Source organism: Bacillus sp. z33 (genome assembly GCF_058313615.1).
The window spans coordinates 1410076-1426856 of record NZ_JBZFQN010000001.1 but is presented as its reverse complement, the minus strand read 5'-3'; the positions used below and the strand labels follow the sequence as shown (position 1 = coordinate 1426856).

Annotated in this window: 19 protein-coding genes, 1 riboswitch and 1 other annotated feature; of the genes, 12 read left to right on the top strand and 7 right to left on the bottom strand. The window is 39.3% G+C overall.

What is annotated here, in order from left to right; translation table 11 throughout:
- Positions 1-41: 41 nt before the first annotated feature.
- Positions 42-572, bottom strand: a complete 531-nt coding sequence (locus tag AC4G3L_RS06705) for a gamma carbonic anhydrase (protein WP_491076180.1) — start codon at positions 570-572, stop codon at positions 42-44.
- A 110-nt stretch (positions 573-682) separates the two neighbouring features.
- Here AC4G3L_RS06705 and AC4G3L_RS06700 point away from each other — a divergent pair, with 110 nt between their 5' ends.
- The 5 genes from AC4G3L_RS06700 (at position 683) to AC4G3L_RS06680 (ending at position 5829) form a co-directional block, all read left to right on the top strand.
- The gene (locus tag AC4G3L_RS06700; protein ID WP_491076179.1) at positions 683-1486 is read left to right on the top strand and encodes an alpha/beta hydrolase; all 804 of its coding nucleotides are present in this window, start codon (positions 683-685) and stop codon (positions 1484-1486) included.
- A gap of 22 nt (positions 1487-1508) precedes the next feature.
- Positions 1509-2591: a tetraprenyl-beta-curcumene synthase family protein gene (locus AC4G3L_RS06695; RefSeq protein WP_491076178.1), complete on the top strand. Its 1083-nt coding sequence runs from the start codon at positions 1509-1511 to the stop codon at positions 2589-2591.
- A 31-nt stretch (positions 2592-2622) separates the two neighbouring features.
- A complete protein-coding gene (locus AC4G3L_RS06690) occupies positions 2623-3633 on the top strand; it encodes an LLM class flavin-dependent oxidoreductase (protein WP_491076260.1) in 1011 nt (336 codons plus the stop codon).
- A gap of 37 nt (positions 3634-3670) precedes the next feature.
- A riboswitch (cobalamin riboswitch) is annotated at positions 3671-3812 on the top strand.
- Positions 3813-3991: 179 nt separating this feature from the next.
- Positions 3992-5044 (top strand): FecCD family ABC transporter permease, encoded by a 1053-nt coding sequence (locus AC4G3L_RS06685; protein WP_491076177.1) that lies wholly within the window; start codon positions 3992-3994, stop codon positions 5042-5044.
- Positions 5038-5829 carry an ABC transporter ATP-binding protein gene (locus AC4G3L_RS06680; RefSeq protein ID WP_491076176.1) on the top strand — a complete coding sequence of 264 codons (792 nt, stop codon included), beginning with the start codon at positions 5038-5040 and terminating at the stop codon, positions 5827-5829. The genes AC4G3L_RS06685 and AC4G3L_RS06680 overlap by 7 nt, the downstream gene beginning before the upstream one ends.
- Positions 5830-5868: 39 nt before the next feature.
- Here AC4G3L_RS06680 and mnmM read toward each other — a convergent pair whose 3' ends face one another.
- Positions 5869-6438 carry a tRNA 5-(aminomethyl)-2-thiouridylate-methyltransferase MnmM gene (gene mnmM / locus AC4G3L_RS06675; RefSeq protein ID WP_491076175.1) on the bottom strand — a complete coding sequence of 190 codons (570 nt, stop codon included), beginning with the start codon at positions 6436-6438 and terminating at the stop codon, positions 5869-5871.
- Positions 6428-7402: a tRNA modification radical SAM protein MnmL/YtqA gene (mnmL, locus tag AC4G3L_RS06670; RefSeq protein WP_491076174.1), complete on the bottom strand. Its 975-nt coding sequence runs from the start codon at positions 7400-7402 to the stop codon at positions 6428-6430. Before mnmL ends, mnmM begins: the two co-directional genes overlap by 11 nt.
- Positions 7403-7583: 181 nt before the next feature.
- Here mnmL and AC4G3L_RS06665 point away from each other — a divergent pair, with 181 nt between their 5' ends.
- The 5 genes from AC4G3L_RS06665 to AC4G3L_RS06645 all read left to right on the top strand — a co-directional run bounded on the left by AC4G3L_RS06665 (position 7584) and on the right by AC4G3L_RS06645 (position 11662).
- Entirely contained in the window at positions 7584-7847 is a 264-nt protein-coding gene (locus tag AC4G3L_RS06665) for a YtzC family protein (protein WP_491076173.1), read from the top strand.
- Between the two features lie 120 nt (positions 7848-7967).
- On the top strand, positions 7968-8114 hold the full coding sequence (locus AC4G3L_RS06660) for a hypothetical protein (RefSeq protein ID WP_491076172.1): 147 nt from the start codon (positions 7968-7970) through the stop codon (positions 8112-8114).
- A gap of 221 nt (positions 8115-8335) precedes the next feature.
- Positions 8336-8556: a binding site (T-box leader), on the top strand.
- A 77-nt stretch (positions 8557-8633) separates the two neighbouring features.
- A complete protein-coding gene (gene leuS, locus AC4G3L_RS06655; protein WP_491076171.1) occupies positions 8634-11045 on the top strand; it encodes a leucine--tRNA ligase in 2412 nt (803 codons plus the stop codon).
- A 64-nt stretch (positions 11046-11109) separates the two neighbouring features.
- The gene (locus AC4G3L_RS06650; RefSeq protein ID WP_491076170.1) at positions 11110-11418 is read left to right on the top strand and encodes a rhodanese-like domain-containing protein; all 309 of its coding nucleotides are present in this window, start codon (positions 11110-11112) and stop codon (positions 11416-11418) included.
- 58 nt (positions 11419-11476) lie between these two features.
- A complete protein-coding gene (locus tag AC4G3L_RS06645; RefSeq protein WP_491076169.1) occupies positions 11477-11662 on the top strand; it encodes a sporulation protein Cse60 in 186 nt (61 codons plus the stop codon).
- 176 nt (positions 11663-11838) lie between these two features.
- Here AC4G3L_RS06645 and AC4G3L_RS06640 read toward each other — a convergent pair whose 3' ends face one another.
- A complete protein-coding gene (locus tag AC4G3L_RS06640; RefSeq protein ID WP_491076168.1) occupies positions 11839-12360 on the bottom strand; it encodes a VanZ family protein in 522 nt (173 codons plus the stop codon).
- Complete coding sequence (locus AC4G3L_RS06635) at positions 12341-13600, bottom strand: BaiN/RdsA family NAD(P)/FAD-dependent oxidoreductase (RefSeq protein WP_491076167.1); 1260 nt, start codon at positions 13598-13600, stop codon at positions 12341-12343. The genes AC4G3L_RS06640 and AC4G3L_RS06635 overlap by 20 nt, the downstream gene beginning before the upstream one ends.
- 203 nt (positions 13601-13803) lie before the next feature.
- Between AC4G3L_RS06635 and AC4G3L_RS06630 the strand changes: the two genes are divergently transcribed.
- Positions 13804-15426 carry a putative polysaccharide biosynthesis protein gene (locus tag AC4G3L_RS06630; protein WP_491076166.1) on the top strand — a complete coding sequence of 541 codons (1623 nt, stop codon included), beginning with the start codon at positions 13804-13806 and terminating at the stop codon, positions 15424-15426.
- Positions 15427-15493: 67 nt separating this feature from the next.
- Here AC4G3L_RS06630 and AC4G3L_RS06625 read toward each other — a convergent pair whose 3' ends face one another.
- Positions 15494-15712 carry a hypothetical protein gene (locus tag AC4G3L_RS06625; RefSeq protein WP_491076165.1) on the bottom strand — a complete coding sequence of 73 codons (219 nt, stop codon included), beginning with the start codon at positions 15710-15712 and terminating at the stop codon, positions 15494-15496.
- Between the two features lie 71 nt (positions 15713-15783).
- Here AC4G3L_RS06625 and AC4G3L_RS06620 point away from each other — a divergent pair, with 71 nt between their 5' ends.
- On the top strand, positions 15784-16515 hold the full coding sequence (locus AC4G3L_RS06620) for a pseudouridine synthase (protein ID WP_491076164.1): 732 nt from the start codon (positions 15784-15786) through the stop codon (positions 16513-16515).
- A 40-nt stretch (positions 16516-16555) separates the two neighbouring features.
- Here AC4G3L_RS06620 and AC4G3L_RS06615 read toward each other — a convergent pair whose 3' ends face one another.
- Positions 16556-16777 carry a DeoR family transcriptional regulator gene (locus AC4G3L_RS06615; protein ID WP_491076163.1) on the bottom strand — a complete coding sequence of 74 codons (222 nt, stop codon included), beginning with the start codon at positions 16775-16777 and terminating at the stop codon, positions 16556-16558.
- Positions 16778-16781 lie beyond the last annotated feature (4 nt).

Below are 16781 nucleotides of genomic sequence, written 5' to 3'. Positions count from 1 at the left end.
AGGGTATACAGTAAAGAGTATACCCTTTTCAAAAACGATAATTAGTTATTCTGTTTTAAAGGTTGTATACTTGAATAGTAGCGGGCTTTTTGTGCATATTCTTTGTTGATTCTTTCCATGTCTTTACGATCTTTATCCGTTAATTCACGAATTACTTTAGCAGGGCGGCCAAAAGCGAGTGTGTTGGGAGGGATTTTTTTATCCTGAGATACTAAACTGCCAGCACCGATAAAGGCACCTTCTCCAATTTCTGCTCCGTCAAGGATAATGGAGCCCATCCCAATTAAAGCATTTTTCTTTACATGACAACTATGTAGAATCACTTGATGTCCGATTGTAACAAAATCTTCAAGTATTAATGGGTTGTTTGGACTCTGATGGAGAACTGAATTATCTTGAATATTCACATTTCTACCTATTATAACAGGCGCGACATCACCTCTGATAACCGTGTTAAACCAGACACTTGAATTTTCGCCAATTGTGACATCGCCGCTGACAATTACATGATCAGCTAAATAAGCAGATTGATCGATAGAAGGAATTTTATCTATATATTGATATAATTTCATTACATAACCTCCGCTTTCTACTGTAAAATAGATAGTTAATCAAAGTGTACATATAAAGCGAGGATGTGTAAATAAAATATAGCTAAACATCATACAGGAGGAGTTCATCTATGAAAAAGTGGGAAGCTGAGGGGAAAGCCTATGGTGTAATCGTTATTGTTCACGGTGCCATGGAGCATTCAGGGAGATATAAATGGTTAGTTGAGAGCTGGCTGGCGGAAGGATATCACGTAATTATTGGGGATTTACCGGGGCAAGGCATGACTTCACGTACAAACCGCGGTCATATTAATTCATTTGATGAGTATATTGAAGAGGTCGATTCATGGGTGAATGAAGCTTATACATTTGGTTTGCCGGTATTTATGCTGGGCCATAGTATGGGTGGACTAATTATTATTAATATGCTGCAACATAAGGAGTACAATTTAGCAGGTATAATTCTGTCTTCGCCTTGCTTTGGAACATTAATTCACCCTCCAAAATTTCTCGAAACTATGTCTCGTGTGTTAAATCTTGTTTATCCTACATATAAAAAACCATCAGGTCTAACGGTTCAGATGGCAACGAGAAATCCTGAGGTCATTGAGTTTGATTTAAATGATTCACTTTACGTTACAAGTGTATCTGTCAGGTGGTATCGTGAATTGGTAAAAGCTATGAAGGATGCCTTTGATTTTTACGAGGATTTCCCGGATATACCTGTTCTGGTCATGCAGGCAGGTGAAGACAAAATAGTGGACAAGGCTATGGTAAGAGAATGGTTTAACTATTTTCCGGCATCCGAAAAGCATTATAAAGAATGGCCGAAGTTATACCATGAAATATTTAATGAGCCAGAGAGAGAAGATGTATTTCTATATGCAAAGAGTTTTATTGAAGCACGTTTGCGAAATATAGGGTATATCGTTTAAGGTTTAAGGAGATGGAACATACATGAAGTTACCCCAAAGTGATATTGGCCTGGTCAAGGAAGTATACCAAGGTATATTTCCTGTTGTTCATCGTGAACTTATGGGTTGGCAGTCAAAAGCTGAAAAAATCCCCAATGAAGAGCTGCGTACTCAGGCCCTCGCCAGTATCGCTCATAAAACGTTTCATTGCGAGGGAGGATCTATATTAGCTCTCGCGGCAGGTTCAGGAAAAGAGGATGTCATCCGTTTTATTGTAGCATACCAAACCATCAGTGATTATCTTGATAATTTATGCGACCGCAGTACATCTCTTGACCCTGAAGATTTTGCTTTATTACATCAATCCATGAAGGATGCCCTAAATCCGGAGAGCTTGACAAGGAATTATTATGAACTTAGAGAAGATCAGGATGATGGAGGGTATTTAACAGATCTGGTACATACCTGTCAGTCTATTTTAACGAAATTGGAGCATTACAGGTATATAGAGCCATATTTAAAAAAACTTTGCACCTATTATTGTGATTTGCAAATACATAAGCATGTTAAGTGGGATGAACGGGTACATAGATTAGAAACCTGGTTTAATGAAAATAAACGGGACCTTCCAGAAGATTTATCATGGTATGAATTTAGTGCCTGTGCAGGATCAACGTTAGGAATCTTTTGTTTAGTTTCTTATGCATATCGTAAAGAGTTTACGGAACAACTGGCAGAGAATATATATGAGTCATATTTTCCATATGTTCAAGGATTGCATATTATGCTGGATTATTTCATTGATCAGGAGGAAGATCGTCTTGGTAATGATCTAAATTTCTGCTTTTATTATGAAACCGAAGAGCAAATGATTGAAAGGCTCTGTTATTTTGTTGAACAAGCCAGTGAGAATGTCACGAAAATACCGGACAGTAAGTTTCATAGGATGATTAATCAAGGGTTAATGGGTATTTATTTAGCCGATTCCAAGGTTAAAAGTCAGAAGGCGGTTAATCAGTACACGAAAAAACTATTGAAACTGGCCGGCAGATCAGCGTATTTCTTTTATTGGAACAGTAAGCTGTATCATGCATTTAAGAGGATGAAAAAAAAGAGTCGAGTATAGCATTAAAACGTTAGGGGATGGTACGGATGGGATAAAGTTAAGTATTCTAGACCAATCACCACGCTCTGTCGGAGAACCTTCGGAGCAGACGCTTGCTAATACAGTCAACTTGGCAAGATTGGCTGAGGAGTTGGGGTATTCAAGATTTTGGGTGAGTGAACACCATGATAGCCAAGGATTGGCTGGATCGTCACCTGAAGTTCTTGCCGCATGGATTGCTGCTCAAACAAATAAGGTAAGAGTCGGAACAGGCGGAGTGATGCTCACTCATTACAGTGCTTATAAAGTGGCTGAAAATTTCAGGGTATTGTCCGGCTTAGCTCCAGGAAGAATAGATTTGGGTATTGGCAGAGCTCCTGGTGGGATGCCGAGAGCAACACAAGCATTACAGGAAGGCAGAGTACGTGATCTTCATCGGTTTCCTGAACAGGTGGATGAATTAACTTGGTATTTATATGATCACCTGCCTGAGTCACATCCTCTTTATGGATTATCTGCCACTCCTGTTATTCAAGATCCTCCGGAAATGTGGATGCTAGGGTCAAGTTCATCAAGTGCTGCTCTTGCCGCATATAAAGGCTTGCCTTATAATTTTGCCCTGTTTATTAACAGTGAATATGCTGAAGAAAATATGAAGCATTATTATGATACTTTTCGTCCATCTGATTTAAGACAGAGGCCATTGGGCATGGTTACCGTATTTACAGTATGTGCCGATACAGATGAAGAAGCAGAATATCTGGCTGGATCTTTGGATTTATCCTTACTATTTCTTTCACAGGGAATTATACGGGAAGGAACACCGCATCCGAAAGAAATCCATGAAATGGCTTTGTCTCAATTTGAAATGGCACGTATCGATTACAATAGAAGAAAAATGATCATTGGATCTCCGAAGACGGTTTTGCGAAAAATCGAAGAGCTTAGAAAACGGTTTAACGCGAATGAGATTATGCTCGTGACGATTACCCATTCATATGAGGCAAAAGTAAAATCTTTTGAATTAATTGCCAAAGAAGCTGGCTTATACAGGGACAATTGAAATTGCCAATAGTCAATCCTTCTATTATTATGAGAATAAAATTATATACTTTAAAAGTGCCTCGAGTCACGAGGATAAAAGGGAAAACGGTTCAAGACCGTTGCAGCCCCCGCTACTGTAATTACTAAATCAGGTTGATTAGTAAAAGCCAGGAAACCTGCTTTTAAAGTTTCAGTACTTATTTTTCGGTGGGAAAAGTAGGCTTATTGCATTCACAATGATAAAAAAGTGAATCCTTAGCTCAATACCTCCAGAGCTAAGGATTTTTTGTTTTAAAGTTATTTATCCGATTTTGAAAAAGTGTAAGAATAATCCGAGGTTCGCTGCCATTGGAGTAAAGAGGAATTGAAGTTTACAAATGAAAAATAAAAAAATAACAACCGGTATTTATGCAGTAAGTGTCCTTTTTATGCTGTTCGCTGCATTGCTCGGCCTGTTTATAGGCAGTGTGGACATGTCGATTAAGGATATTCTTGGAATCCTCTTAAAAAACATGACAGGTCAGGAATCCTTCTATACAGGACCCAAAAATATCGAAATGATTATTTGGAATATCCGCTTACCGCGGGTGTTGATTGCTTTATTTGTTGGAGCGGCACTCGCACTGGCCGGAGCTGCTTTCCAGGGGCTTCTGCAAAACCCGCTCGCTGATCCATATACTATTGGTGTTTCATCCGGCGCATCGGTTGGTGCAGTGGTTGTCCTATTTTTTAACATTGAAATAGCACTTTTTGGTTCTTTTACCTTACCGCTTGTTGCAATCTTATTCAGTTTTATAGCCTTGCTGATTGTGTTTGGTATCACAAAGGCGGCGAGTGTGACCTACGCAAATGAAACCATTATTCTTGCGGGAATTATTATGAATTCATTTATTGGAGCGGTAGTCTCTCTTATCATTGCCCTCTCATCAGGAGATCAGATGAGAGAAGTATTAAACTGGCTTATGGGCAGTGTTGCCATGAAAAACTGGGGACACTTCAGTATACTGATTCCTTTCTTTGTTATAGGGGCATCTATCATTATGTATCATTATCGAGAACTAAATGGGTTGGCACTTGGTGATCAATCTGCTCAATACAGTGGGATTAATGTAAAACGAAAAAAAATCATGATTATTATAGGTGCTGGCCTATTAACAGGAGCGGCAGTTGCCGTTTCAGGAGCAATCGGCTTTGTGGGATTGGTCATTCCTCATCTGGTTCGCCTTATATCCGGCGCTGATCACAGGCATCTACTGCCTTTATCCATGATTATCGGTGGTGGGTATCTGGTATTGGCTGACATGATTGCACGTATCATAATCAATCCCCAGGAGTTGCCAATAGGTGTGATTACAGCCTTAATTGGTGCACCTGTATTTACCATTTTACTGATTAAAGAACGGATAAAGAGAAGGAATATGACATGTTAAATGTAGAAAACCTCAGTGCAGGCTATCATAAAAATAAACGAGTTCTTCAGGATTTTTCTTTAAAGGTAGAAAGAGGAGAATTTTTTGCACTTCTTGGACCAAATGGAAGCGGAAAGACGACACTGATTAAGAGTATATTGGGGAAAATGGAATATAAAGAGGGAACCACAACAATTCAAGGTAGAAAAACATCATCCTATAAAGCTGGAGAATTAGCTAAAATAGCCGCAGTGCTAAGCCAGGAACATGTAGTGAGTTTGGATTTTACGGTGGAAGAAATTGTTTTACTGGGCCGATATCCATATCAGGGGAAAGGGTTCTTTAATCATTATCAATCTGAGGATTACTCTATTGTAGATAAGTGCCTTGCCCAGACAGACGCGCTGAAATTCAAACATGACTACTTTTCGTCATTGAGTGGCGGAGAGAAACAACGTGTTCTTTTAGCAAAAGCGTTAGCCCAGCAGCCCAAGCTCCTGTTTCTTGATGAACCTACGAATCATCTGGATGTAAAGCATACTATTGAATTATTGAATTTACTAAAGAGACTTCAGGTTGAGGAAGGACTGACGATTGTTGCCATCCTGCACGATTTAAATATGGCGGCTTTGTATGCAGATAGATGTGTATTGCTTAAAAATGGAAGGAAAGTGGCGGACGGAGGAATAGAATTACTCTTTGATGAAGCGTTGCTTTCATCTGTATATGAGGTAGAATTGGTGAGTCGCCCTCATCCAATCGCCGGAAAACCGCAAATCTTTTTTACTCCTGAGATCTATAAATGATTCTACAAAAAAGTGTGAGCTCTCGCAGCTCACACTTTTTTATCGTTTTTCGATGGCGATGATAAATGGCGGGTTGTTTTTTTGATTCATAAATCGGTATTCCAGCACATGTGCAGTATCCTGTGGAAGCTCTGTAACAAATTTAATTAATTCGTCACGCTCAATATCTCCACCCGGATGACCATGATAAATAACAAGGACAATAATACCCTCCGGTTCCATGACTTCGAGCAATTGAGTGACAGCCTGGATAGTCGTAGGTGCCGTGGTGATAATTTCTTTGTCACCGCCTGGCAAGTAGCCTAGATTAAAGATGGCACCTGTCACAGGCTTATCAGGTTGTTGGATAAATTCCTGTAAGCGTTCATGGCCAGCGTGAATCAATGTTACCTGATCCTGAAGCTCGTTTGTAATCAGCCTCTCGTTTGTTTTAAGCAAGGCAGACTGTTGAATGTCAAAGCTGTATACATGTCCATCTGGACCAGTTAAATTTGCTAAAAAAATGGTATCATGTCCATTGCCCATTGTACAATCAATGGCAATATCACCTGGTTTAACTGCTTTTTCCAGTAGAATTCTTGCAAAGGGGAGAATACGATCAAGCTTCATATGTCACAACAGCCTTATTAGGTATATAGAACTTTCCTTGATAGCTATTACGGCGTTTCAATTCAGCATCAATGGCATTCAACACTTCCCATTTATTAACGCTCCACATCGGTCCAACCATTAAATCAATCGGTCCATCACCTGTAATACGATGGATAATCATCTCAGGAGGAAGAATTTCCAACTGATCACAGACAAGTTTGACATAATCATCGAATGATAAAAATTCAAGCATTCCTTTTTCATATTGTTTTACCATCGGAGTACCTTTTAACAGATGCAATAAGTGGATTTTAATCCCCTGAACATCAAGTTTAGCTACTTCTTTAGCTGTCTCCATCATCATTTCAGGAGTCTCAAGCGGTAAGCCATTTATAATATGGCTGCAAATGCGTATACCGTGTTTGCGGAGCTTGTTTACACCTTCTACATATGTTTGATAATCATGTGCACGGTTAATGATATTAGCCGTTTTTTCATGAACAGTTTGCAGGCCAAGCTCAACCCATAGGTATGTTCGTTCATTTAATTCTGCGAGATATTCTACGACATCATCAGGAAGACAATCCGGTCGAGTGGCAATGGATAAACCCACCACACCTTCCTCATTCATAACGGTTTCGAATTTCTCCCGTAATACTGGGGCGGGAGCATGGGTATTTGTATAAGCCTGGAAGTAGGCCATGTACTTGCCATCTTTCCATTTTTGATGCATTTTTGCTTTTATATCGGCAAATTGTTTTTGCAAATCCTCGGCACGATTACCGGCAAAATCACCGGATCCTGCTGCACTGCAGAAGGTACACCCGCCAAATGCTACTGTACCGTCACGGTTTGGGCAATCAAATCCACCATCAAGAGCAACTTTAAATACTTTGTGGCCAAAATGATTGCGAAGATGATAATTCCATGTATGATAGCGTTTATCATCACTTGCATATTGAAAAGGGTTAACCTGACTCATTACAAAACCCCCTGTTTAGATTTCAAGAACATAAACTCCATTTTACCATGCTGATGTATACTTTCCAATTGACTATTATTAGCAGCTATTAAAATCACTAATCTTTTTAATTTCAAAGGGGCATAATGGATAATGGATGAGCTTTTGTAAACCAATCCAATGAAAAAAGGAGAGGGTATCTTTGGCTACACGAAAATCTATGGGTGAGTGTATGGAACGATGTGCTAATGCAATTGAATTCGCAGAAGAGCAATACAAGGAGTCTGCAAAACAGGAGCATTACAATGAAGCAGGATATACCGAGGCATTGGTCAGATTGGAAAACTCATTTAATGAGTTAGAGGCTATGGACGCCAGTGCAAATGATCAACAGCGTGATATGTTGAACCGTATGAAAATACAGGTTCAGGATATTCAGCATGCAATGGTTGTGCGCAGACGCTAAGGGGGTATTCACTATGCGATAACGTTCTAAACATAATCATCCGCAAAAGACTCGTAATGGAATTAATAATCAAGATATCGAGGCCGGTAAGATCAAGATATTATAAAGAGGGCTAAGAAGATGAACGAAGCATCTGGAGGCCAACAAACTAAAGCAACAGTTCATCCAAAGCAATATAAAAAAACAGCAGGCACAGTCTATATGGCTGTGCTTGTTGGTTTTTTTGTAAGAGGTGAGTGGTGGGGGAATGCGGCGGAATCTAGCTGAACGACAAGAGAATAGAGCAAAATCTGACCGATTACCAGCCGAATGAAGGATTATTCCGTCCAAAACTGAGATTAATCCAGCCCCCCAGTTTCCCCCTAAAATCACACATAAATTTTTATTAAACTGTATAATAAAAGCTCATCTTGTCAATGATTGAAAAAACAGACTGAATGGACTTGAACTTTTTACCTGATTTACATACAATGTATGTATATATCTTCTAAATAACATTGATAGGGATCAGTAGTAATTGTGTTTCTTTTAGAGAGTTGACGGGTGGTGCAAGTCAACAGAGCACATTATGAACTCACCCTGGAGTTGCAGACCTGAACTAAAAGTAAGGTTTGCCGTATATCTGCGTTAAAGAGTTGAGCCGGATGCGAATGTGTGCATCAATCAGGGTGGTACCGCGGGAAGTTAATGACAGCCTCTCGTCCCTTTCGTAGGGATGAGTGGCTTTTTTTATTGTTTTAGAAGCTTTAGGTACAACAAATTTTAAACAATGTAGGAGGAATTAGGATGAGTTTCAATCATGTAGAGATTGAAAAGAAATGGCAATCTTATTGGGAAGAACACAAAACATTCAAAACGACTGATCATGTAGGAAAGCGTAAATTTTACGCTTTGGATATGTTTCCTTATCCATCAGGAGCTGGCCTTCATGTAGGGCATCCTGAAGGATATACTGCAACAGATATTCTATCTCGCATGAAACGTATGCAAGGATATAATGTACTTCATCCAATTGGCTGGGATGCATTTGGTTTGCCTGCGGAGCAGTACGCTCTTGATACAGGAAATGATCCGGAAGAGTTTACGGCTAAAAATATTGGCACATTCACGCGCCAGATTAAATCACTTGGATTCTCCTATGACTGGGACAGGGAAATCAATACTACTGATCCAGAGTACTATAAATGGACGCAGTGGATTTTCTTGAAGCTATACGAAAAGGGACTTGCTTATATGGCTGAAATACCGGTTAACTGGTGCCCGGCACTGGGGACAGTTTTGGCTAATGAAGAAGTTATTGATGGAAAAAGTGAGCGAGGCGGACATCCAGTTATTCGTAAGCCTATGCGTCAATGGATATTGAGAATTACAGCGTATGCGGATCGTTTAATTGAGGACCTTGATGAATTGGATTGGCCTGAAAGCATTAAAGATATGCAACGTAACTGGATTGGACGTTCAGAAGGAGCATCTGTAACTTTTAAGATTAAGGATACAGAAGAATCCTATACGGTATTCACAACACGTCCAGATACATTGTTTGGGGCTACGTATTCTGTCTTGTCTCCTGAACATCCACTTGTGGATAAAATTACAACACCAGAGCAAAAAGAGGCTGTTGAAGCATATAAAAAGGAAATTCAATCTAAGAGCGATCTTGAGAGAACAGAGCTTTCTAAAGAGAAAACAGGTGTATTCACAGGAGCCTATGCTATCAATCCGGTAAATGGGGAAGAGATTCCAATCTGGATTGCTGATTATGTATTAATGAGCTATGGTACAGGTGCCATTATGGCAGTTCCGGCTCATGATGAACGTGACTATGAATTCGCTAAGAAATTTGAGTTGCCAATTCGTGAAGTTGTGGCAGGCGGGAATATTGAAAAAGAGGCTTATGCAGGAGAAGGAGAACATGTAAACTCTGAATTCTTGAATGGCTTAAATAAAGAAGAAGCAATTAGCAAAATGATCGATTGGCTTGAAGAAAAAGGAATCGGTGAGAAGAAAGTAACTTATCGCTTGCGTGACTGGAACTTCTCCCGTCAGCGTTATTGGGGAGAGCCTATTCCAATTATTCATTGGGAAGATGGTACGATGTCAGCTGTACCTGAATCTGAGCTTCCGCTTATGCTTCCGAAAACAACGGAAATTAAACCATCCGGTACAGGTGAATCTCCACTTGCCAATATTGAAGAGTGGGTAAATGTAGTGGACGAGAACGGCCGTAAAGGAAGACGCGAAACAAATACAATGCCTCAATGGGCGGGCAGCTGCTGGTACTTCCTGCGCTATATCGATCCGAAAAATCCAGAGGCAATCGCTGATCCTGAAAAGCTTAAGCATTGGATGCCGGTAGATACGTATATTGGTGGAGCGGAACATGCGGTACTTCACTTGCTTTATGCGAGATTCTGGTACAAATTCTTGTATGATATTGGTGTTGTTCCAACAAAGGAACCTTTCCAAAAGCTATTTAACCAAGGAATGATACTTGGGGAAAATAACGAAAAAATGAGTAAATCCAAAGGGAATGTAGTAAATCCGGATGATATCGTAGAAAGCCATGGGGCTGATACACTTCGTCTATATGAAATGTTCATGGGTCCGCTTGATGCATCGATTGCCTGGTCTGCAAACGGTCTTGACGGCTCCAGACGTTTCCTTGATCGTGTTTGGAGATTGTTTATCAACGATGACGGTACAGTAAATGATAAAATCACTGAATCCACTGATACTCATCTTGAGAAAATGTATCACCAAACTGTTAAAAAAGTAACGGAGGATTTGGAAGCTCTCCATTTTAATACAGCTATTTCACAGATGATGGTATTCATCAATGAAGCATATAAAGCGGAAATACTTCCAATTCAATATATGGAAGGCTTTGTGAAACTATTATCACCTATTTGTCCTCATATGACCGAAGAACTTTGGAGCAGACTTGGCAATAATGAAACACTTGCTTATGCTTCATGGCCTGCATATGATGAGTCCAAATTGGTTGATGATGAAATTGAAATTGTTATTCAAATAAACGGTAAAATGAGAGCTAAACTTCAGGTACCTGCCGGCATTACGAAAGAAGAGATGGAAAAAATCGTAATGGAAAATGGGAAGGTGCAAGAACAAATCGATGGCAAAACAATCCGCAAGGTGATTGCTGTTCCTGGAAAATTAGTTAATATCGTAGCAAATTAATGAATGTGGCCGTCTTACGATTATCATAAGCGTAAGGCGGCTTTTTAATAAGGGGGATTTTTAGATGGAAGATATAAAGATTATTAAACCGGAAGAGCTGCGGATAAGAATAGAAAATGGCGAAGAGTTATCCATCATTGATGTTCGGGAGGATTATGAAGTTATAAATGGAATGGTTCCCGGAGCAATTCAAATCAAAATGGGAGAAATACCAGATTGGCTTGGTGATCTTGATAAAGATATTGAACATATTCTCATCTGCCATGCAGGGGTCAGAAGTGAGGATGTAGCACACTATCTCAAGGAGAGAGGATACAAGGCAGCCTCTATGGAAGGCGGCATGATAAAATGGCAAGGGGAACTTGAATTCTGAATAGTATAAAAATAGAAAAACTCGGCAAAGATAGTTAAAAACAGGAGGTGTCTTTGCTGTGATCCAAGTAAAAATGTTTGATTATGAACACGAAAGAGATTTGGAAAAGGGTATGAACCATTTCCTTGAACATATAGATGATGACAGGATTGTAGATATCAAATATAATATTGCCGCTTTCGGTGAAGAGGATGAGGATGACCAAATATATTGTTTCAGTGCCATGGTCATTTATAAAAAATGAGTATAATAAAAGGGGTTTGATTCTTAGAGTCTAACTTTGATCTCATGAGTGCGCATTTCCTTGAAAATACGGCTATCTCCAATAAAAATTAAAAAACAGATAAAGAAAACCAGTCCGTTTTCTCTATCTGTTTTTAATTATGGTCTGCTTCAACAGAATTCCTCTTGCCTACTGGTTTACTGGTCTACTGGTCTTTTAGATAGCTTGTAAATAAGCTTGAAAACCAGGTATCCGAAGAAACCGCCGACTGTATTTAATAGAATATCATCCACATCAAAACCACCGACATGAAACGTTAGCTGCATCGTCTCCACAAATAAAGAAAACAGGAAAGACAGAAAAGTAATAAGCAGAAAATTCCTTAGCTTTTTAAAGGCAATTGGCAGAAAAAATCCAAATGGCATAAAAGCGAGAACATTCCCGAATAGATTCGTGAACCATACTTTGAAGTGGAAGTAATCAGCAAAAGTGATGTACATATTGATCGTTTTAAAAGGAACAAGATTATAAGATTCTATTCTATCCTCTTGTCTGTAATATCCAAAAAACAACAGATAGGAAAGGATGGCTAAATAGAGTATAAATATGGTATAAATAAGCGGACTAAACAGCTTATTATTTTTAATCGTTTGGGCTATATCCTGCATATGCACCATCCTTTCTATTTCTTTTAAATACTCATTTTTTCCCTGCAGCATTTAACCCTGCTAAGCGGCCCGTAACTAAAGCTGAAGTAATATTATAGCCGCCCGTATATCCATGGATGTCCAAAATCTCTCCGCAGAAATATAGGCCATTCATTAATTTACTGGCCATAGTTTTGGGTTCAACTTCTTTAACGGAAATTCCACCGCCTGTTACAAAAGCCTTCTCTAAAGGAAGCGTACCATTGATGCGGACAGGGAACTTTTTAATATCGCTGCTTAAAGCACGCCATTTCTCATGAGCTATAGTAGCACCTTGTGCGGAGGGATCAATTTGATTCCGCTCTAATAAGTATAATAAATACCTTTCAGGCAATAGACCTTTTAAGCTGTTCTTTATTGCTTTTTTGTCGTCAGATTTAATTGTTTTAATAATCTGCTGAAATATTTGTTCTTCATTTAGGTCAGGCAGAGCATCGATTTGAACAATAACCTCTTTAAGGTTCCATTTTTTTAGAGCTTTGACAACGAATTGGCTGCATCTGAGAATACCTGGACCAGATAAACCAAAATGTGTGAAGATCATATCCATTCGATGGGTAATTAAAGCTTTTCCTTTAGGATTAAGCACACTGATCGCAACGTCGCGCAGGGAGAGACCCTGCAATGTTTTTTGTCTGATAAAATCCTCAGCAGACGTTAGAGGGACTTCAGTTGGGAACAACTCTGTTACAGTATGTCCGGCTTTTTCAGCCCAGGCATAGCCATCCCCAGTTGATCCTGTGTGCGGAACAGATTTACCGCCAACGGCAATGACAACGGAGTCTGTCTCTATGATCTCGCCTGCTCTAGTCTGTATGCCTATTACTTTGTCGGAATCATACAGAACATCTGCTACTGGTGAGTCAGTGCGTATATCGGTCCCCAATTCCTTTAGACGACTGAGCATCGCATCTACAACAGATTGGGCTTTATCATTAACTGGGAACATTCTGCCATGGTCTTCCTCTTTTAATTCGACTCCCAGGTTTTTAAAGAAGGAAATAATTCCTTCATTATCAAATTCAGAGAATGCTCCGTACAAAAACTTACCGTTTCCGGGAATATGCTTGATAATTTCATCAATTGGCAGGCGATTGGTTACATTGCACCGGCCGCCGCCTGAAATGGCCAGTTTTCGGCCGAGTTTGGTTCCTTTATCTAGAAGTAAAGTGGAAGCACCACTTTCAGCAGCCGCAATCGCAGCCATTAAACCGGAAGGGCCTCCTCCTATAATAATCACATCATATCTCATTATTCCATCTCATTTCTAAAACATGCTAATATGGTTCTATTATAAGTGATTTTACTAATAAGGCAAAAGTCGTGAACAAATTGATGTTCAATTGTCAAAAAGAGAAGAAAAGAGTAAACTACAAAATAGTGAACAAATATATATAAAGAATCATAAAAATATATTTCTTACAGATTAAGGGAAAGAGTGAAAGGGATTGTTACATGTCATCGAAACTTATTAGAGGAACTTTTATACTAACAATTGGTATGGTTTTATCAAAAATGCTTGGACTGTTATATGTTATTCCTTTTAATAAAATCGTAGGGACGGAAGGGATGGCATTATATGGTTTTGCGTATACACCCTATACCATTTTTATCAGTATAGCAACAGCAGGTATTCCTTTAGCAGTCGCTAAATTTGTTGCTAAATATAATGCGTTGGGTGAATATGCGGTAGGGCGCAAACTATTTGAATCGGGCCGCAAGATTATGATGTTGACGGGGATTGCAGCTTTTCTCCTTATGTATGTGAGCGCACCGGGACTTGCAGCCATGATGGATACACAAAAATATTCCATTGAGGAAGTTACATCAGTTATTCGAGCGGTAAGTTTTGCCCTTATTCTGGTACCGTCGCAAAGTTTACTGCGTGGTTTTTTCCAGGGATATGAGTCTATGGGGCCGACAGCCGTTTCGCAGGTTATAGAGCAAATCATTCGGATTGTTTTTATGCTGGCAGGTGCATATATCGTCCTAAATGTAATTGGCGGGGATGTCGTACAGGCTATGAGTGTGGCTACATTTTCAGCTTTTATCGGAGCAATATCCGGATTGATGGTTCTATTGTGGTATTGGAAAAAGCGGAAACGCCATCTCGATTTACTAATGAGTGAAGGGAATAATGAAATAGATATATCCCTTAAGGAAATCTATAAAGAAATCATCGTTTCCTCCATACCATTTATTTTCGTAGGATTGGCAATGCCTCTATTCCAGATGGTCGATACGGTTACATTTAACAGAGCAATGGTTTCAATTGGAGAACAAGGAACGACGGATGTGGCATTTGGCGTTTTGAATGTGACAACACAAAAGCTTGTCCTTATACCGATGACACTGGCTACGGCATTTTCACTGTCGATTGTTCCAAGTGTAACGAAATCATTTTTTGAAAAGAATTGGAAGCTTTACAAACAACAATTAACAGAAACATTCCAAACGCTGTTGTTTATCCTGATTCCGGCTGTTGTCGGTATAAGTGTGTTATCTGATAGCGTATATGGTTCGTTTTATGGATTTTTTGATTTAGGATCCGAAGTACTAAAGGTCTATGCGCCGGTTGCGATTCTATTTGCTTTATTTTCTGTTACAGCAGCGATCTTGCAGGGTATTAACCAACAACGCTTTACAGTCCTTAGTTTACTAACAGGAATACTTATAAAGCTAAGCCTCAATATCCCTTTAATAAAAATGTTTGAAACAAGGGGAGCGGTTTATGCCACTGCTATCGGCTATGCGGTCTGTACGTTGATCAATTTATATGTTATCTATTACTTTACTGGTTATCGAATTAAAAGCGTGCTGAGAAGAGCGTTATTATCACTTATATTTGCCTTAATTATGGCTCTTGTTATATGGGGACTGGATTATATGCTGGCTGAATGGGTTGGTTCAAAAGGCCAAATGGTTGCCGTCTTCAGGGTGGCGATTACTGTTCCAATAGGTGTTCTGATTTACTTTTACTTATCCGTGAAAAGTGGATTATTACATGTTATTTTCGGAGAGCGGACGGATGGATTGTTACGCAGGCTGAAATTGAATCGCTTCAGCAGAAGCAAATAATTAAACGATAATGTTGAAATCTTTTTTGGAAGGCCTGCTTATTTTTAAAAGCAGGCCATTCTAATAATTAGTACCGCATTCCAAGTGCCCGTTCTATGCGGGATACACGTCTATCAAGTCGTTCAAATTGTCGTTCCAGACGCTCAAAGCGGTTTTCAAGCCGATCTATACGGGCATTAACTCCACCTAAACCAGGAAATATGCCTCCTGGACCAGGAAACCCGGCTGGTTGAGGTAATTGCTGTCTATTATCATGATCGTAAGGGGGTTGTTGCTGATAATCCATAAATTTCGACCACTCCTTAATTTCATATTCAGCAACAGTCTATTCAAAAAAGAAAAATAGGTGATTTATAGATGAGAATTGATAAATTATTGGCAAACTCCGGTTATGGAAGCCGGAAAGAGGTTAAACAATTGCTTAAATCTGGTTCTGTTCTTTGTAATGAAGTGAAAGTAACCGATGCTAAAAAGCATGTCGATCCGGATAAAGATTTCATTACGGTTTATGGGGAGCAAGTTATCTATAAGGAATATATCTATCTGGTAATGAATAAACCGGCTGGATATATCTCTGCAACAGAAGACGAAAGGCTCGAAACTGTACTTGATTTATTGGAGCCGGAAGATGCAATCAAAAAGCCGTTTCCAGTTGGAAGATTGGACCGGGATACTGAAGGGCTGCTGGTTCTTACGAATGATGGGCATCTCGCTCATGAGGTACTTGCTCCTAAGAAACATGTTCCTAAAACCTATTACGCCATCATTCAAGGGAATGTAACCGAAGAAGATATTGAACAATTTGCCAATGGAGTTACGCTGGATGATGGGTATATAACGAAGCCTGGAAAATTAACGATTCTCTCAAGCGGTCTTAAATCAGAAATAGAAGTCATTATTACAGAAGGAAAATACCATCAGGTTAAACGGATGTTTGAAGCTGTAGGCAAAAAAGTAGTATATTTGAAAAGGATTAAGATGGGCGAGCTTAGCTTGGATGAAGGATTAGAACTAGGAGAGTATAGGGAAATGACAGACGAAGAGATCAGATTATTAAATACACGTACTCCGGAAAAAGAAGACCGTTAAAAAGCGGTCTTCTTTTTTTAAGGGAAAACTGTGTAAATCATTACGAAGTTAATTTTACTTTCTTTTGAGTGGTGGTCCACTTTCCACGACTGGGGCTGACAACAAGTTCGTTATAAGCCAACACATTTAAGTCCCTCTGAATAGTACGTGGAGTGATTCCAAATTCATCCACTAACTCCTGAGTTGTTACTGTACCGTTATGAACGATAAACATATAAATGGACTTAATTCTGGTAAGCATACGGTTTGTTGAAGGTTTCAAAAAA